Below are 16,947 nucleotides of genomic sequence, written 5' to 3'. Positions count from 1 at the left end.
TCATGCCCGACAAGGACCTCATCTCCATGCCCGACAAGCTCCTCATTCCCGCGCCTTCGATCATCGAGGGCCCGTACAGCGACAACTTCCTCCTCGACGGCCGTACGTCCCTCACGGCGGCGCCCGGCACCGAATCCACCGAGCGCTGGCTGCGCGCCACGCTCGGGGCCGCCTTCGGGCTGCCGCTGCCGCCCGCTCCGGAGGGCACGGCGCACTGCCTGTCCCTGCGCGTGGACGACACGCTGGGGCCGGAGGCGTACCGGCTGACCGTGCGCGCGGACGGCGTCGGGATCGTGGGCGGCGACGCGGCCGGTGTCTTCTGGGGAGCCCAGACGCTCCGTCAGCTCCTCGGCCCGGAGTCGTACCGCGAGGCGCCCGTCGCGGGACCGGCCCCCGCCGTACCCGCCCAGGTCGTCACCGACGCCCCCCGGTTCCGCTGGCGCGGGCTCATGCTCGACGTGGCACGGCACTTCATGCCCAAGGGCGACGTCCTGCGCCAGCTCGACCTGCTCGCCGCGCACAAGCTCAACGTCTTCCACTTCCACCTCACCGACGACCAGGGCTGGCGCGTGGAGATCACCCGCCACCCGCGGCTCACCGAGGTCGGCGCCTGGCGGGCCCGTACGAAGTGGGGGCACCGGGCCTCGCCGCTCTGGAACGAGACGCCGCACGGCGGGTTCTACACCCAGGACGACATCCGCGAGATCGTCGCGTACGCCGCCGAGCGGCACATCACCGTCATCCCCGAGATCGACGTCCCCGGCCACTCGCAGGCCGCCATCGCCGCGTACCCCGAACTCGGCAACACCGACGTCGTCGACACGAGCGCGCTCACGGTCTGGGACACCTGGGGCGTCAACCCGAACGTCCTCGCCCCCACCGAGGCCACCCTCCGCTTCTACGAGGGCGTCTTCGAGGAGATCCTGGACCTCTTCCCGTCCACCTTCGTGCACGTCGGCGGCGACGAGTGCCCCAAGGACCAGTGGAAGGAGTCGCCGACCGCCCAGGCCCGCATCAAGGAGCTGGGCCTCGCCGACGAGCACGAGCTCCAGTCCTGGTTCATCCGCCACTTCGACCGCTGGCTCGCCGACCGGGGCCGCCGCCTCATCGGCTGGGACGAGATCCTGGAGGGCGGCCTGGCGCCCGGGGCCGCCGTGTCGTCCTGGCGGGGGTACGCGGGCGGCATCACCGCCGCCGAGGCAGGCCACGACGTCGTCATGTGCCCCGAGCAGCAGGTGTATCTGGACCACCGTCAGGCGCCGGGCGAGGACGAGCCGATGCCCATCGGATACGTACGGACCCTGGAGGACGTCTACCGCTTCGAGCCCGTGCCGCCGGGCCTGAGCCCCGAGGCCGCCGCCCACGTCCTCGGCACCCAGGCCAACGTGTGGACCGAGGTCATGGAGAACCGCTCCCGCGTCGACTACCAGGTCTTCCCGCGCCTCGCCGCCTTCGCCGAGGTCGCCTGGTCCGCCCTCCCCGCACCGGGGGAGCGGGACTTCGCCGGCTTCGAGCGCCGGATGACCGCCCACTACGCCCGCCTGGACGCCCTCGGCGTCGACTACCGGCCGCCCGCCGGCCCGCACCCCTGGCAGCAGCGCCCCGGGGTCGCCGGCCGGCCCATCGAGGGGGCGCCCCCGATCGTGTGAGGCACCTCGCTTCCCCACGTCACCCAAGAGCGGCAAAACGGAAGTTAACGTCTCCGGTGGGGCTTCCTGGACGGAACCGTCCTTCGCGGACCCTCGCGTCGGACGGCTCGGAAGATGTGCCAGAGTTGCCACGTCCAGGCTGTGAGCACGTACGGTACGGCCACACAGGCGCGACAGCCGGGGACGAGTCGGGTACGAGTCGGGGACCGCCGGGGACACCGGGAAGGGGCAGCGGGTTGACCACGCACGCACCACAGACGGCGCAGTCCGTGACGCTGCCGGCCTCGCTCGACGAGGCCGTGGCGGCACTCACCGCCATGCCCGCCGCCGTACCGGTCGCGGGTGGCACGGACCTGATGGCCGCCGTCAACAAGGGCCAGCTCAGGCCCGCCGGACTGGTCGGCCTCGGCCGGATCAACGAGATCCGCGGCTGGCAGTACCAGGACGGCCACGCGCTCCTCGGCGCCGGCCTCACCCACGCCCGGATGGGCCGCCCCGACTTCGCGGCCCTCATCCCCGCCCTCGCCGCCGCCGCGCGCGCCGCCGGACCGCCCCAGATCCGTAACGCGGGCACGCTCGGCGGCAACGTCGTCTCCGCCGCCCCCACGGGCGACTCGCTGCCCGTCCTGGCGGCCCTGGAGGCCGACCTCGTCGTCATGGGCCCGCTCGGTACGCGCGAGATCCCGGTCTCCCATCTACTGGCGGGCCGCGACCTGCTGGCCCCCGGCGAACTGGTCGCGTTCGTCCGCGTACCCCTCCTGCACGCCCCGCAGGTCTTCCTCAAGGCCACCGGCCGCACCGGCCCGGCCCGCGCCTCCGCCTCCGTCGCGGTCGTCCTCGACCCGGCGCGGCGCGGGGTGCGCTGCGCGGTCGGCGCGATCGCGCCGATGCCGCTGCGGCCGCTGGAGGCCGAGCACTGGATCGCGTCCCTGGTGGACTGGGACGGGGACCGGGGGCTCGCCCCGGAGGCGCTGACGGCCTTCGGCGAGTACGTGGCGGCCGCCTGCATCCCGGACCCGCCGGGCGACGAGCAGCTGCCACCGGCCGTACTGCACCTGCGGCGCACGGTCGCCGCGCTGGCTCGACGGGCACTGGGGAGGGCGCTGTCGTGAGCAACGAACCGAACGGGAGCGGGAGTGCGGGCGGCTGGGAGCCGATCCCGCAGAGCGAGGGGTACGACGGCGACGCGACGGCGTTCGTGCACCTGCCGCCGGAGTTCATGCTCGACGGCGTACCGCTGGAGGCCCCGGGCCACGGCTACGTACCGCCGATGATCGTGCCGCTGACGCCGCTCACCCCGGCGGCGGGGACGGACCCGGCGGCGACGGGGCAGTGGGTCGTCCAGGTGCCTACGGCGGCGGAGGCGACGCCCGTAGAGCCGGTGGAGCAGGTGGCGCCGGGGGCGCCGGTGGGCGAGCCGGACCCGTACGCGACGGGTGAGTGGACGTTCCCGGAGGCGGCGGCGCCCGTGGACTCCGACCCGCACGCGACCGGTCAGTGGGACTTCGCCGGGACGACGCAGACGGCCGACCCCGCGGCGACCGGGCAGTGGACGATCCCGGTGGTGACGGAGGGCGCCGACGCGTCCGAGGACTCGGGCGAATACACGACGTCGATGCTGGCGCAGTACGCGAGCAGCGCCCCGGCGACCCTGCCGGGCGGCGCGCCGGCGCCGTGGGCGGTCGAGGAGCCGGAGGCACCGGCGGCTTCGGAGTCGGAGGAGGCTCCCGAGGCGGCGGCTCCCGAGGTGGCCCCGGTTCTTGAGGAGGTACCTGACGAGGCCCGCGCAGAGGTCCCCGAAGCAGCTCCGGAAGAGGTCCTCGCCCCCTCCACGGGCAACAGCGCGGACAGCGACGAGCATCCGCACATCTCGTACGTCCTGCGTGTGAACGGTGCCGACCGGCCCGTGACGGACTCCTGGATCGGCGAGTCGCTGCTCTACGTCCTGCGCGAGCGGCTCGGCCTGGCGGGCGCCAAGGACGGCTGCTCGCAGGGCGAGTGCGGCGCGTGCAACGTCCAGGTCGACGGGCGGCTCGTCGCCTCCTGCCTGGTGCCGGCGGCGACGGCGGCCGGCAGTGAGGTGCGTACGGTCGAGGGCCTGGCCACCGACGGCGAACCGTCGGACGTGCAGCGCGCCCTGGCCCGCTGCGGGGCCGTCCAGTGCGGATACTGCGTGCCGGGCATGGCCATGACCGTGCACGACCTGCTGGAGGGGAACCACGCTCCGACCGAGCTGGAGACCCGGCAGGCGCTCTGCGGCAACCTCTGCCGGTGCTCCGGCTACCGGGGCGTGCTCGACGCCGTGCGCGAGGTGGTCGCCGAGCGCGAGGCGCACACGGCGGCGTCGGCGGCATCGGCCGCTTCCGCCGCTTCGGCCGCTTCGGCCGGCGAGGCGCGCATCCCGCACCAGATTCCGCACCCGCACGACGGAGGCATGGCGTGAGCAGCGACGCGACCACCGCCACCCCCACTCCCACGGCGCTCGACACCCTGGAACCGGAGGAGGCGCCCCACGGCATCGGCACCTCCCTCCCGTCGGCCGACGCCCGGGCGAAGGCCGAGGGCACGTTCCCGTACGCCTCCGACCTGTGGGCCGAGGGCCTCCTGTGGGCGGCGATCCTGCGCTCGCCGCACCCGCACGCCCGGATCGTCTCGATCGACACGAGCGCGGCGGCGGACATGCCCGGCGTACGGGCCGTGGTGACGCACGCCGACGTGCCGGGGGAGGCGACGTACGGCAGGACCGTCGCCGACCGTCCGGTCTTCGCCTCCGAGCTGGTCCGCCACCACGGTGAGGCGATCGCGGCGGTGGCCGCGGACCACCCGGACACGGCACGGCTCGCGGCGGCGGCGATCGCGGTCGAGTACGAGGTCCTTGAGCCGGTCACGGACCCGGAGAAGGCGTTCGCGGCGGAGGCGCTGCACCCGGACGGGAACCTGATCCGGCACATCCCGCTGCGGTTCGGTGACGCGGAGGCGGCGGGCGAGGTCGTCGTCGAGGGCCTGTACCGGATCGGGCGGCAGGACCCGGCCCCGATCGGCGCGGAGGCCGGCCTCGCCGTGCCGCGACCCGACGGCGGGGTCGAGCTCTACACGGCCTCCACCGACCCGCACACCGACCGGGACCTGGCGGCGGCCTGCTTCGGCCTGTCGCCCGAGCAGGTCAAGGTGGTCGTGACGGGCGTGCCGGGGGCGACCGGCGACCGTGAGGACCCGGGCTTCCAGATCCCGCTGGGCCTGCTGGCCCTCCGTACCGGCTGCCCGGTCAAGCTCACCGCGACCCGCGAGGAGTCCTTCCTCGGCCACGCCCACCGCCACCCGACGCTGCTGCGCTACCGCCACCACGCGGACGCGGAGGGCCGCTTGGTGAAGGTGGAGGCCCAGATCCTCCTCGACGCCGGCGCCTACGCGGACGCGTCCTCGGAGTCGCTGGCGGCCGCCGTAGCCTTCGCGTGTGGTCCGTATATCGTGCCCCACGCCTTCATCGAAGGCTGGGCGGTCCGTACGAACAACCCGCCGTCCGGCCATGTGCGGGGCGAGGGCGCGATGCAGGTGTGCGCGGCGTACGAGGCGCAGATGGACAAGCTGGCGGCGAAACTGGGCATGGACCCGGTGGACGTACGGCTGCGGAACGTCCTGGCGACGGGCGACATCCTCCCGACGGGCCAGACGGTGACATGCCCGGCCCCGGTGGCGGAACTGCTGGCGGCGGTAAGGGACTTCCCCCTCCCATCTCTCCCGATGGACACTCCGGAGGAGGACTGGCTGCTGCCGGGCGGACCGGAGGGCGCGGGCGAACCGGGCGCGGTGCGCCGGGGCGTCGGCTACGCGATCGGCATGGTGCACATGCTGGGCGCGGAGGGCGCGGACGAGGTCTCGACGGCGACGGTGAAGGTCCAGGACGGGGTGGCGACGGTCATCTGCGCGGCCGTGGACACCGGTTCGGGCTTCTCGACGCTGGCGCGGCAGATCGTGCAGGAGACGCTGGGCCTGGAGGAGGTCCACATCGCGTCGGTGGACACGGACCAGCCCCCGGCGGGCCCGGCGACGCACGGCCGGCACACGTGGGTGTCGGGCGGGGCGGTGGAGCGAGCGGCAAAAATGGTCCGCACCCAACTCCTCCAACCCCTGGCCCACAAGTTCGGCATGTCGACGGAGCTGCTCCAGATCACGGACGGCAAGATCACGTCGTACGACGGTGTCCTGTCGACCACGGTCATGGAGGCGATGGACGGCAAGGAGCTCTGGGCCACGGCCCAGTGCCGCCCGCACCCGACGGAGCCGCTGGACGAATCGGGCCAGGGCGACGCGTTCGTGGGCCTGGCGTTCTGCGCGATCCGCGCGGTGGTGGACGTGGACATCGAGTTGGGCTCGATCCGGGTCGTGGAGATGGCGGTAGCGCAAGACGTGGGCCGCATCCTGAACCCGGCCCAGCTGTCGGCCCGCATCGAAGCGGGCGTGACCCAGGGCGTGGGCGCGGCGCTGACGGAGAACCTCCGCACGACCCGAGGCCTCCTCCGCCACCCGGACTTCACGGGCTACGCCCTGCCGACCGCCCTGGACGCCCCGGACATCCGCGTCGTCAAACTCGTCGAGGAACGCGACGTGGTGGCCCCCTTCGGCGCCAAACCAGCAAGCGCGGTCCCGGTGGTCACCTCCCCGGCAGCAGTAGCCTCAGCAGTCCGCGCGGCCACGGGCCGCCCGATCAACCGCCTCCCGATCAGACCCCAGGCGGCGGTGGGCGCACCGACGGCGTGACGCGGTGACGGCGCGACATCCCACGGCATGATGACCGACGGCGTGGCGACGACGCGGGCCGCCTTGCGGGAGCGAACCCGCGGGGCGCCCGCTCCGAGCGCACCGATCCGGCCATGATCACCCCCAACCCAAGGCAGAGCTGGATCACCCGCCACTAGGCTGTCTCCTCCGCTCCGAGCGAACTTGCTCGGGCGAACTCGGGAATCCCGATGAACATCGAGGAACACGGGGGAATCGTGTCGTTCGACGAGGAATGGGCTCAGGCCCGTAGCGCGGCAGCAGCCCGGCAGCAGGCGGTGGCCGAGACGCGCCTCAACAGCGTCCCCGTCGAGCGCTCCGGGGGAGGTGGTGCAGCCGACTACAAGGTGACATCACCCGACCTCAAGGCGATCGGGAACGAGGCCCAGGAACTCTTTCACTGGTTCGAACGAGACGCCTTCCACGCCGGGGCCAAGACCGACGTGGCGGCCAAGAGCCTCGACGCGGACGGTTTTCAGACGGGTTCGGCGCTCTGGACCGTGTGGGACACCTGGTGTTCCCAGGCGGAGACCCTCCTCAGCGCGTGCGCGCACATCCACAACCATCTCGAAGACACGGTCATCACCCACGCCAACCACGAGGAAATCCTGGCGACGAACTTCTCGATTTCCTTGATCGACAAGCACTTCAACTGAGCCGCGAGCTGACGGGGAACGCAGATGCTGAAGTTCGACCAAGTGCTTCATGCCCAGCTCGGGAGTCTCAAGGAAGCCGCCACGGACTGGTCGGAGACTGTGGCCAAACTGGAGAAGGCCAAGGAGAAGGCCGAGAACGGCCTGCGGCGGAAGGCGGAGAAGGCCGACTGGGCCGGCGAGAACGCCGGAGTCACGCAGGCCTTCGTGAAGAAGACGGCCAAGGAGTTCGGTGACGCTCTGACCGAGGCGACCAGTGTCCGCAACGTCCTGCGGGACGCGCATACCGAGTTCTCGGCTGCGAAGAGCGAGCTGCAGAGGCTGGTCGCGGAGGCGCCCGGGAAGGGCATCCGCATCGACCAGAGCGGCGTGGTGAGTTATCTGATCCACCCCGACCGGCGATCGAAGGACTCCGACGGGCCGAAACCCGCGCAAGCCGATTTCGAGGCGACGCGTGCCGCGATCAAACGGGCCCTCGACCGGGCGAACGACGCCGATGACGTCGCCGCCCGTGCACTGCGCTCCCTCATCGGCAAGGACAAGAACAACTTCTCCGGGACCAGCTACGAGTCGCTCAAGGCCGCGTCGAAGGCACAGGACGCGGAGGACGCGAGGGCCGCGTACGAGCTGTACAAGAAGGGCGACGACGCCTCGCCCGCGGAGATCGACAGACTCAACGCGCTCTTCAAGGCCAACCAGGACGACCCGTACTTCGCCGAGCGCTTCGCACTGGACATCGGTGCGAAGGGCAGCATGCAGTACTGGGCCGACATGGGTGACCCGAGCGACGGTTCGCGCCTCGGAGTCGACCACGGGGACAAGCTGAAGGAGCTCCAGAAGAACTGGAGCCTGACGATCGCCGCCGCCACCCACTCCCAAAGCCCCGAGATGGAGCAGTGGAAGGCCGACGTCATCAAGGCGGGCGGCGAACCCGTCCAGACGCGCGGCACCAACCCGTACGGCTTCCAGGTCATGAGCAACCTGATGCGCGTCGGGGACTTCGACGACAAGTTCCTGCGTGACTACGGGAACGGGCTGATCGTCACCGAGCGGAAGATGACCCACGACGGCAGGGTGGGGCCGGACCGCGTGTGGTCGCAGTCGCTCGGGATGCCGAACCATCTGAACTGGCAAGGCGGCGGCGCCGGCCAGGACCCGATGGTCGGCTTCATGGAGGCCCTCGGCCACAACCCCAAGGCCTCGACGGACTTCTTCAACAGCGACATCGACGTGACGCCCGGGGACACCAAGGACGACAAGAAACTCAACGCCTTCGACTACTTCTCCAAGGACCGCCGGTGGCCCGATGAACTGAACGACAAGGGCGACATGTCCAAGGAGCCGGGCTACAACGCCCTCGGCCACGCCCTCGAGTCGGCAACGACGGGCCATCCGTACGACGCTGACCCCGGCGGCCTCAAGGACGTACGCACCGTTGAGAACGCGGAAGTCATGCAGAAGGTCGTCGAGCGGTACGGCGAGGACCCGAAGTACATGCACCAACAGCCGGGGATCGACGACAGCTTGGGGAAGATGGGGGCGGCCTATATCGACGAGTTCAACCGCTCCTTGGAGCAGGAAAACGAGACCTCGTTGGAGGAGATGCCGAACTCTCCGTTCGGCGCCGGCAACAACGAGAAGGGCCAGCCGAGGTTCGGCGACACGTTCAGTTCGGAGCTGCTGTTCAACCGAGCGGACGCCATCGGTTTCCTTGGCACGGTCACTCAGAGCGAGACAGGTCATGCTCAACTCTCGGCGGCCCAGACCATCTACACCACGAGCGTCGTCGATGAAGTCGCTCCCAAGCCCGGCTCGGGGCCGGCTCGGGAGTTGGACTTCACGGACGCCAAGACCGCACTGCGCATCGGTGCCGAGACGCACTCCATTTTCGACGCTTCGCGGATGGGGCAGATCGATCAGGACTACGCCCTCGACTCCGACGAGCACAAAAAGGCCGTCGGCCGGACCACCGAGTGGGTCAAGTTCGGCGTGGGAGCGGCCGCCGCGGGCGGTGTCGTCGCGCTGACCGGCGGCGCGGGCGGTGTCCTGGTCCCCCTGGCGGCGGAGACCGTCGGCGGCGCCGTGGTGACCTTCATCGGCATGGAGGCCGACGACATCGCGGAGAAGTACGACGAGGACAAGCTCCTCAAGGAGAAGTCGGACGACCTGAAGGACGAGGCGCTGAGCACGGGGAAGGAAAACGCGCTGATGCCCGGCCAGGCATACGCCCGTACTCCGGGCTGGAGCCAAGCGGACGGCAACTACCTTGAAGAAGAGCTGACCAAGTACGTCAAGGACAGTCGCGGTCATGTCCGGGACGATTCCTTGCCCGACCCGTACGACAGCAAGAAGTCGGGGAAGGTGACATGAGAAGCGCCGGGCGAAGGCTCATGCTGCCCGCAGCGGTCGTTGTTCTCGTGGCGACGGCAGCGTGCTCCAGTGGCGGGGATGCGGACATGGGGCAGGGCGAGGCTCTGGCGGAAGTCTGCGACGGCTTCGCCAGGCAGCCCGTCGTGGCGTCGGCGTTGGAGGCGACCGCAGGAAAGGGAGTCGCGTTGTCGAGCAGCGAAGCCGAGCCTGAGAGGGTCGTCAATGACCTCAAGGCCGCCGGCCGGGCGCCTCAGTCCGGGAAGTCTCGGATGAAGGGCATCCCGTTCTGCACGCTGGAATCGGCCAAGGACGGGAAAAACGTTCTGTCCATCACCTTCCGTGAGGCGCTCGCCATTCCCAGGGGCCAGGCCAACACGGACGGGATCACCAGCTACGGCACCGGTGCGCGGGCCACGTCTTCCGACTCCTACGCCTCGATCTACTTCGCGTGCCGGATGGAGCCGCCGGCCCACGAGATCGTTGTCGCCGCCGAACTCGAGCGCGCGGACGAGAACGAGGCCGACCACGAGGGTCTCCGGGACGACCAGATGACTCTCGCCAACGCCGCCGCACGCAGAGTGGCCGATGCCCTGGGCTGCCAGGATCCCCGCCTGGCGGTGGGCGCGCCGGCGAGGGGCGGGAGTTCCTGACGGGCCACTACGGGCGGACGGCGGTGCTTACGCGTCCTCGGTCGGGCGGGAGGCGCCCGCCAGTGACACGGTGAGGATCGAGGCGCGGGTGATCAGGGCCGCCAGGAGGATCGTGCCGACGCCGGCCAGCTCCAAGGTGGCGATCTTGTCGCCCAGCCAGGACAGGAGCCACCAGATCAGGGCGTCCTGGACGAAGCCCGCCGTCGCGAAGGCCAGCAGGGGGAGCGGTGGGACCGGGGCCGAGGGGCCGATGAAGATGAGTTGGGTGAGGACGGAGATCACCACGCCCGCGATCACAATCGAGAGGATTGCGTCCGCCGTGTCCGTGCCCAGGGTGATGCCCGGGAGCAGGGTGCCGGCGAGGGCGGCCCCGATCACGGCGCCCAGGCGGCGTCTCTTGCCCGTGTCAGTCATGGTCGGACTCTGGCATACGCCCTGCGGGCTTGTGAAGATCCTATGGAGGCCGTGATCGGAATCGAACCGACGTAACTCGCTTTGCAGGCGAGCCCCTGAACCACTCGGGTACACGGCCGTGTTGGTGATGGGAACGACCGTAGGCGGGGCTCTCCACGCGACTCAAGGGATTCCGCCGCCGTGCAACACGACTGACATGGGCCGTTCATGGGCGTAGGTCCAAGGGACCAGTGCGAGGTCGACTTCGGACAGGGGTCATCCGGTCGTACGCCTCTTACTCTGGGGACATGAGCGCCCTCGAACCCCGTGACGCCGACGTCGCGCCGACCACCCCCACCGCCGCCCCCGCGGGCGGCGGGTCCGTGCTCGATCGGGAGCATCGGGCGCTCAGTGTCGGCATCGTGTCCGTCGTTCTGCTCATCGCCTTCGAGGCGACCGCCGTCGGGACCGCCATGCCCGTCGCGGCGCGTGAGCTGCACGGCATCCCGTTGTACGCCTTCGCCTTCTCCGCGTACTTCACCACCAGCCTCTTCGCCATGGTCCTGTCCGGGCAGTGGTCCGACCGCAGGGGCCCCCTCGCCCCGCTCACCGTCGGCATCAGCTCCTTCGCCGCCGGGCTGCTGCTCTCCGGGACCGCCGGCACGATGTTGCTGTTCATCCTCGGGCGGGCCGTGCAGGGGCTCGGGGGCGGGCTCGTGATCGTCGCGTTGTACGTCGTCGTCAGCCGTGCGTACGCCGAGCATCTGCGGCCCGCCATCATGGCCGCCTTCGCCGCGAGCTGGGTCGTCCCCTCCGTCGTCGGGCCGCTCGCCTCCGGGACCATCACCGAGCACCTGGGGTGGCGGTGGGTCTTCGCGGGGATCCCTGTCCTGGTTGTTCTTCCGCTTGCTCTCGCCCTGCCTGCCATACGCCGTTACGCCTCCGGACCCGCCGATCCCGCCGCGCCCCTCCCTCCCTACGACCGGCGCCGGATCCGGCTCGCCCTCGGCATCTCCGCCGGCGCCGGGCTGCTCCAGTACGCCGGGCAGGAGCTGCGCTGGCTCTCGCTGCTTCCGGCGGCGGCCGGCGCCGCGCTGCTCGTACCGGCCGCGCTGGGGCTGCTGCCGCGCGGGACCTACCGCGCGGCCCGTGGGCTGCCGTCCGTGGTGCTGCTACGGGGGATCGCGGCGGGGTCGTTCATCGCCGCCGAGTCCTTCGTACCGCTCATGCTCGTCACCCAGCGCGGGCTGAGCCCCACGCTCGCCGGCCTCTCGCTCGCCGTCGGCGGCGCGACCTGGGCGCTCGGCTCGTGGATCCAGTCCCGACCGTGGACGGAGCCGTACCGGGAGCGGTTCGTGGTGCTCGGGATGCTGCTCGTCGCTGCGGCGATCGCGACCGCGCCGACCGTGCTGGTTCCCTGGGTGCCCGCCTGGATCGTCGCCGTGGCCTGGGCGTGGGGCTGCCTGGGCATGGGCCTGGTGATCTCCTCGACGAGCGTGCTGCTGCTCAAGCTCTCGGCGCCGGAGGAGGCGGGTTCGAACTCGGCGGCGCTGCAGATTTCGGACGGCCTGTCGAACGTGCTGCTGCTGGCCGTGGGCGGCGCGGCGTTCGCGGCGCTGGGCGGGGGCGCGGTGGGCCACGGAGCGCTCGGGGACGCGAGCGCCCACCCCGCCGCCTTCGCCGCTGTCTTCCTGCCTATGGCGGGGGTGGCCTTGGTGGGGGCGTGGGTCGCTACGCGGCTGCGGAGCGCGGGGGCCCGGTAGGGCCTGGAGCCCCGGAGGGGCAGGGCCCCGTATGGGCAGGGCACGTAGGAATTGAGTCGCTTCCGACACTCGGCTCCCCCTACCGTCTCCGCCATGGCCCACCAGAACCTCCCCGTCCCCGACGACTTCGTCGACCTGGCCGACGCCCGCGGTGTCGCCGTCGAGGAGCTCGTCGGTGAGGCCCTGCGGCGTTACGTGTCCGTCGAGGCCGCTCTCGTACGGCATACCGCCCTGCGCCTGGCCCTGAGCCACGCGCCGCTGCTGCGGAGGCTCGGCGAATGAGCAGCCGCTTCCTGACCGTCGCCGAGGTGGCCGAGATCGCCCGTATCGCCTTCGGCGGAGGCGGCGTGCCCGAGCTCAGGGCGCCCGGCCTGCTGGAGTCCGCCGTGCACCGGCCCCGTGCGCGGATGTTCGGGGAGGCGGCGTACGACGACGTGCACGAGCAGGCCGCCGCGCTGCTGCACGCCATCGCCACCAACCACCCCTTCGTCGACGGAAACAAGCGGGCCGCCTGGCTCTCGGCCGCCGTCTTCCTCGGTGTCAACGGGGTCGATCTCGCGGATGTCGACCACGACGCGGCATACGACCTGGTCATCGACGTGGCGGGCGGTGCACTGGCGGACGTTCCGGGGATCGCGGGCCGCCTGCGGAGGTTGTGAGGACCGTCTCACGGCGCCCCCGCACGGCCTCGTCCCGCCCATTCCGCGTCGGCCCCACCGGTAAGGTGGCCCGGTTGTCATATCTGGACGAGCGTCGAACCGGAGACCGTGACTACCACCGCCACCTCCTCCCATCACCTCTCTCCCGCCTTCCCCGGCCGGGCCCCCTGGGGTACCGCGAACAAGCTGCGTGCCTGGCAGCAGGGCGCCATGGAGAGATACATCCAGGAGCAGCCCCGCGACTTCCTCGCGGTCGCGACGCCCGGCGCCGGAAAGACCACCTTCGCGCTGACGCTCGCGTCCTGGCTGCTGCACCACCACGTCGTGCAGCAGGTCACCGTCGTCGCGCCGACCGAGCACCTGAAGAAGCAGTGGGCCGCCGCCGCCGCGCGGATAGGCATCAAGCTCGACCCCGACTACAGCGCCGGGCCGCTCAGCAAGGAGTACCACGGCGTCGCCATCACGTACGCCGGTGTCGGCGTGCGGCCGATGCTGCACCGCAACCGCTGCGAGCAGCGCAAGACCCTCGTCATCCTCGACGAGATCCACCACGCCGGTGACTCCAAGTCCTGGGGCGAGGCCTGCCTGGAGGCCTTCGACCCGGCGACCCGCCGCCTCGCCCTGACCGGTACGCCCTTCCGGTCCGACACCAACCCCATCCCCTTCGTCACGTACGAGGAGGGGAACGACGGGATCCGGCGGTCCTCGGCGGACTATACGTACGGCTACGGCAACGCCCTCGGCGACGGCGTCGTGCGGCCCGTCATCTTCCTCTCCTACAGCGGCAACATGCGCTGGCGCACCAAGGCCGGTGACGAGATCGCCGCCCGCCTCGGCGAGCCCATGACCAAGGACGCCATCTCGCAGGCCTGGCGTACCGCCCTCGACCCGCGCGGCGACTGGATGCCGAACGTCCTGCGCGCCGCCGACCAGCGTCTTACGGAAGTCAGGAAGGGCATCCCGGACGCCGGCGGGCTCGTCATCGCCTCCGACCAGGAGTCCGCCCGCGCCTACGCCAAGCTCATCCGCGAGATCACCGGCACCAAGGCCACCATCGTCCTCTCCGACGAGGCCGCCGCGTCGAAGCGGATCGACGAGTTCAGCGAGAACAACGACCGCTGGATGGTCGCCGTCCGCATGGTGTCCGAGGGCGTCGACGTCCCCCGCCTCGCCGTCGGCGTGTACGCGACGACCATCTCGACCCCCCTCTTCTTCGCCCAGGCCGTCGGACGTTTCGTACGTTCGCGCAGGCGCGGCGAGACCGCCTCGGTGTTCCTTCCCACCATCCCCAACCTCCTCGGTTTCGCCAACGAGATGGAGGTCGAGCGCGACCACGTGCTCGACAAGCCGAAGAAGAACGGCGAGGAGGACCCGTACGCGGAGTCCGAGAAGGAGATGGCGGAGGCCGAGAGGCAGCAGGACGAGGACACCGGCGAGCAGGACCAGCTGTCCTTCGAGGCGCTGGAGTCCGACGCCGTCTTCGACCGCGTGCTCTACGACGGCGCCGAGTTCGGCATGCAGGCCCACCCGGGAAGCGAGGAGGAGCAGGACTACCTCGGCATCCCCGGGCTCCTCGAACCCGACCAGGTCCAGCTCCTCCTCCAGAAGCGGCAGTCCCGGCAGATCGCCCACAGCCGCAAGAAGCCGGACGACGAGGCCGACCTGCTGGAGCTGCCGGCCGAGCGACGGCCCGTCGTTTCCCACAAGGAGCTCCTTGAGCTGAGGAAACAGCTCAACACGATGGTCGGCGCGTACGTCCACCAGAGCGGCAAGCCGCACGGCGTCATCCACACCGAGCTGCGGAGGGTCTGCGGCGGCCCGCCGAGCGCGGAGGCGACGGCCGGGCAGATCCGCGAGCGGATCAAGAAGGTGCAGGAGTGGGCCACGCGGATGCGGTGAGGCGGGTCTTGGGCCGGTGAGGGTTCCCTGCGGGTTGTCCGTACGTACGAAGATCCACTCCCGCTGGCCTGAAACGGTCGCACGACAAAGCCGATCTTGTCCGGCGAAGTCCCCCGACCGGCCGACTTACGCCGCGAACCGGCTCTATCGGGGCGCACGCGCCCGGATTCTGGACGAGGTCTTCCGCTGAGCGGAGTGGCTCGCTAATGTCCCCGCAATGCAAACGCCCCGTGGCAGCGCCGCCGCGGAGCGCAGCCGGTGCGCATGGCCTGCCGGCGGCCTCTGACGTGCGTCGCCGCGGGACCGGTGCCGCAGCTCTCGTTTGAAGGACCGCCGTCACTCACTCCGAAGGAGGGGCGTCGTGACCGCGGAGACTTCCCAGACGCTCGACCGGGGCCTCAGGGTCCTGAAGCTGCTCGCCGACACCGACCACGGTCTGACCGTGACCGAGTTGTCCAACCGGCTCGGGGTCAACAGGACCGTCGTCTACCGTCTGCTCGCCACACTCGAACAGCACGCGCTCGTACGCCGGGACCTGGGCGGTCGCGCCCGGGTGGGCCTCGGCGTGCTGCGGCTGGGCCGCCAGGTCCATCCGCTGGTACGGGAGGCGGCGCTGCCCGCGCTGCGCTCGCTCGCCGAGGACATCGGCGCCACGGCCCATCTGACCCTCGTCGACGGGGCGGAGGCGCTGGCGGTCGCCGTCGTCGAACCGACCTGGACCGACTACCACGTGGCCTACCGCGCCGGGTTCCGCCACCCGCTGGACCGGGGCGCGGCGGGCCGCGCCATCCTCGCGGCCCGGCAGGGCAACCTCATCGAGCCCGGCTTCACGCTGACCCACGGCGAACTGGAAGCCGGCGCGAGCGGCGCGGCGGCCCCGCTGGTCGGCGTCACGGGCCTGGAGGGCAGCGTGGGCGTCGTGATGCTCGCTGACGCGGTGCCGGAGCGGGTGGGCCCGAGGGTGGTGGACGCGGCCCGGGAGGTCGCGGACGCGTTGCGCTAGGGCGCGCGGCGGGTACGGGGGTTCAGGGCGCCGCCCCCGTGGTGGGCAACTAGGCGCACGGCCCCACCAGCAGCGCCCCCAGCGCCGTCCTGCGGTGTTCCACCGCCCGTCCCGCCCGGACCGTCGTGATCAACCCCGCCCCCCGTAGCGCCGACGCGTGCGCCGAAGCCGTCGCGTTGCTGATGCCCAGCCTCCGCGCCAGGGACGTCGTCGTGTGGGTGTCGGTCAGGGCGCGGAGGAGTTCCAGGCGGGTGCGGCCCAGGACCGCCGCCAGGGACGCGTCCGTGCCGGGGGCCGCGTCCGGTGTGAGCGGCAGGCCCGGGCCCGCCGCGTACGTGACGGTCACCGGGCGGCCCGGGAGGTCATGGACCAGCGGGTGGCCCGTCCAGTGGAAGGTCGGCAGCAGGACCAGGCCGCGGCCGGCGAGGGGGATGTCCCGCTCACCGGCCCGCTCACCGGCCCCCCGGTCACCGGCCCGGTCACCGGCCCCCCGGTCACCGGCCCGCTCACCGGCCGCCCGCTCACCGGCCGCCTGCTCACCGGCCCGCTCATCGGCGACACCCGAGGCCGGCCACTCCCACACGCCGTCCCGTAGCCGCGTGCCCGGGACCAGGGCCGGCAGCGCCGCGCCGACGCCGTGTTCCGCGACCGTCAGGGCCTGCCGGGTGAACTCCGCCCGGTGCAGGTCCTGTACCAGCGGCCACACCGGCGCCACGATCGTCTCGAACGCCGCCCGCTGGGCCCGCCGCAGCACCTTCCCGGCGCCGCTCCCGCCCGCGTGGAGGTCGCGGATCCAGGGCGGGGACGGCCGCCCCGCGTACACCCGCTCCAGCTCCGACCGCACCAGTTCCGGCCGGGCCGACCCCACCAGGTCCAGGCCCTCCGTCAGCGTCTCGCCCAGTACGTCGAGGAAGCGCGGGGGATCGCCCGCCGGGACCAGGTCCGCGAGCGGTGCCGCCGCCTCCGGCAGGGAACGCAGCACCCGCCGCCGCCAGCGGCCGAAGAGCAGGTCGTCGCCGCCCCGGAACATCATCATGAACGCCGCGTTCAGCTCCTGCACCGGCGCGGGCCGGGCCGCGAACCGCACCCGGGCGAAGTCCTCCGCCGCGAAACGGATCCGGATCACCACGCA

14 protein-coding genes and 1 tRNA gene are annotated in these 16,947 nt (G+C 71.6%); 12 read left to right on the top strand and 3 right to left on the bottom strand.

Annotation, left to right across the window (positions count from 1 at the left end; genetic code table 11):
• Window positions 1-2 precede the first annotated feature (2 nt).
• From Q5762_RS13415 to Q5762_RS13385, 7 genes are all read left to right on the top strand, one after another.
• The gene (locus tag Q5762_RS13415; RefSeq protein ID WP_399495070.1) at window positions 3-1,649 is read left to right on the top strand and encodes a beta-N-acetylhexosaminidase; all 1,647 of its coding nucleotides are present in this window, start codon (window positions 3-5) and stop codon (window positions 1,647-1,649) included.
• Between the two features lie 236 nt (window positions 1,650-1,885).
• The gene (locus tag Q5762_RS13410; protein WP_315892268.1) at window positions 1,886-2,761 is read left to right on the top strand and encodes an FAD binding domain-containing protein; all 876 of its coding nucleotides are present in this window, start codon (window positions 1,886-1,888) and stop codon (window positions 2,759-2,761) included.
• Entirely contained in the window at window positions 2,758-4,092 is a 1,335-nt protein-coding gene (locus tag Q5762_RS13405) for a 2Fe-2S iron-sulfur cluster-binding protein (protein ID WP_315892267.1), read from the top strand. Before Q5762_RS13410 ends, Q5762_RS13405 begins: the two co-directional genes overlap by 4 nt.
• Complete coding sequence (locus tag Q5762_RS13400) at window positions 4,089-6,407, top strand: molybdopterin cofactor-binding domain-containing protein (protein WP_315892266.1); 2,319 nt, start codon at window positions 4,089-4,091, stop codon at window positions 6,405-6,407. Before Q5762_RS13405 ends, Q5762_RS13400 begins: the two co-directional genes overlap by 4 nt.
• A 209-nt stretch (window positions 6,408-6,616) precedes the next feature.
• The gene (locus Q5762_RS13395; protein WP_315892265.1) at window positions 6,617-7,081 is read left to right on the top strand and encodes a hypothetical protein; all 465 of its coding nucleotides are present in this window, start codon (window positions 6,617-6,619) and stop codon (window positions 7,079-7,081) included.
• A 24-nt stretch (window positions 7,082-7,105) separates the two neighbouring features.
• Complete coding sequence (locus Q5762_RS13390; protein WP_315892264.1) at window positions 7,106-9,448, top strand: DUF6571 family protein; 2,343 nt, start codon at window positions 7,106-7,108, stop codon at window positions 9,446-9,448.
• Between the two features lie 86 nt (window positions 9,449-9,534).
• On the top strand, window positions 9,535-10,098 hold the full coding sequence (locus tag Q5762_RS13385) for a hypothetical protein (protein WP_315892263.1): 564 nt from the start codon (window positions 9,535-9,537) through the stop codon (window positions 10,096-10,098).
• Window positions 10,099-10,125: 27 nt separating this feature from the next.
• Here Q5762_RS13385 and Q5762_RS13380 read toward each other — a convergent pair whose 3' ends face one another.
• A complete protein-coding gene (locus Q5762_RS13380) occupies window positions 10,126-10,512 on the bottom strand; it encodes a hypothetical protein (protein ID WP_315892262.1) in 387 nt (128 codons plus the stop codon).
• 43 nt (window positions 10,513-10,555) lie between these two features.
• Window positions 10,556-10,630: transfer RNA gene (locus tag Q5762_RS13375), tRNA-Cys, on the bottom strand.
• Between the two features lie 169 nt (window positions 10,631-10,799).
• Here Q5762_RS13375 and Q5762_RS13370 point away from each other — a divergent pair.
• The 5 genes from Q5762_RS13370 to Q5762_RS13350 all read left to right on the top strand — a co-directional run bounded on the left by Q5762_RS13370 (window position 10,800) and on the right by Q5762_RS13350 (window position 15,815).
• The gene (locus Q5762_RS13370; RefSeq protein WP_315892261.1) at window positions 10,800-12,254 is read left to right on the top strand and encodes an MFS transporter; all 1,455 of its coding nucleotides are present in this window, start codon (window positions 10,800-10,802) and stop codon (window positions 12,252-12,254) included.
• A gap of 93 nt (window positions 12,255-12,347) precedes the next feature.
• Window positions 12,348-12,536: a hypothetical protein gene (locus Q5762_RS13365; RefSeq protein ID WP_315892260.1), complete on the top strand. Its 189-nt coding sequence runs from the start codon at window positions 12,348-12,350 to the stop codon at window positions 12,534-12,536.
• Entirely contained in the window at window positions 12,533-12,913 is a 381-nt protein-coding gene (locus Q5762_RS13360) for a type II toxin-antitoxin system death-on-curing family toxin (protein ID WP_315892259.1), read from the top strand. Before Q5762_RS13365 ends, Q5762_RS13360 begins: the two co-directional genes overlap by 4 nt.
• A gap of 108 nt (window positions 12,914-13,021) precedes the next feature.
• On the top strand, window positions 13,022-14,812 hold the full coding sequence (locus Q5762_RS13355) for a DEAD/DEAH box helicase (RefSeq protein WP_315892258.1): 1,791 nt from the start codon (window positions 13,022-13,024) through the stop codon (window positions 14,810-14,812).
• A 361-nt stretch (window positions 14,813-15,173) separates the two neighbouring features.
• A complete protein-coding gene (locus tag Q5762_RS13350; RefSeq protein ID WP_315892257.1) occupies window positions 15,174-15,815 on the top strand; it encodes a helix-turn-helix domain-containing protein in 642 nt (213 codons plus the stop codon).
• Window positions 15,816-15,864: 49 nt separating this feature from the next.
• Here the strand turns inward: Q5762_RS13350 and Q5762_RS13345 are convergent, their stop codons facing one another.
• Window positions 15,865-16,941 carry a winged helix-turn-helix domain-containing protein gene (locus tag Q5762_RS13345; protein WP_315892256.1) on the bottom strand — a complete coding sequence of 359 codons (1,077 nt, stop codon included), beginning with the start codon at window positions 16,939-16,941 and terminating at the stop codon, window positions 15,865-15,867.
• Window positions 16,942-16,947 lie beyond the last annotated feature (6 nt).

This window comes from Streptomyces sp. P9(2023) (assembly GCF_032436795.1).
In the GTDB taxonomy this organism is placed as follows: domain Bacteria; phylum Actinomycetota; class Actinomycetes; order Streptomycetales; family Streptomycetaceae; genus Streptomyces.
The sequence above is the reverse complement of the archived record's forward strand: the minus strand, read 5'-3'. Positions and strand labels throughout refer to the sequence as shown.

What these genes read in the sequence shown, in the direction of transcription:
- Q5762_RS13415 (WP_399495070.1), top strand. Translation starts at nt 3, where the DNA reads ATGCCCGACAAGGACCTCATCTCCATGCCCGACAAGCTCCTCATTCCC.
- Q5762_RS13395 (WP_315892265.1), top strand. Translation starts at nt 6,617, where the DNA reads ATGAACATCGAGGAACACGGGGGAATCGTGTCGTTCGACGAGGAATGG.
- Q5762_RS13390 (WP_315892264.1), top strand. Translation starts at nt 7,106, where the DNA reads ATGCTGAAGTTCGACCAAGTGCTTCATGCCCAGCTCGGGAGTCTCAAG.
- Q5762_RS13385 (WP_315892263.1), top strand. Translation starts at nt 9,535, where the DNA reads ATGGGGCAGGGCGAGGCTCTGGCGGAAGTCTGCGACGGCTTCGCCAGG.
- Q5762_RS13380 (WP_315892262.1), bottom strand. Translation starts at nt 10,512, where the DNA reads ATGACTGACACGGGCAAGAGACGCCGCCTGGGCGCCGTGATCGGGGCC.
- Q5762_RS13370 (WP_315892261.1), top strand. Translation starts at nt 10,800, where the DNA reads ATGAGCGCCCTCGAACCCCGTGACGCCGACGTCGCGCCGACCACCCCC.
- Q5762_RS13365 (WP_315892260.1), top strand. Translation starts at nt 12,348, where the DNA reads ATGGCCCACCAGAACCTCCCCGTCCCCGACGACTTCGTCGACCTGGCC.
- Q5762_RS13360 (WP_315892259.1), top strand. Translation starts at nt 12,533, where the DNA reads ATGAGCAGCCGCTTCCTGACCGTCGCCGAGGTGGCCGAGATCGCCCGT.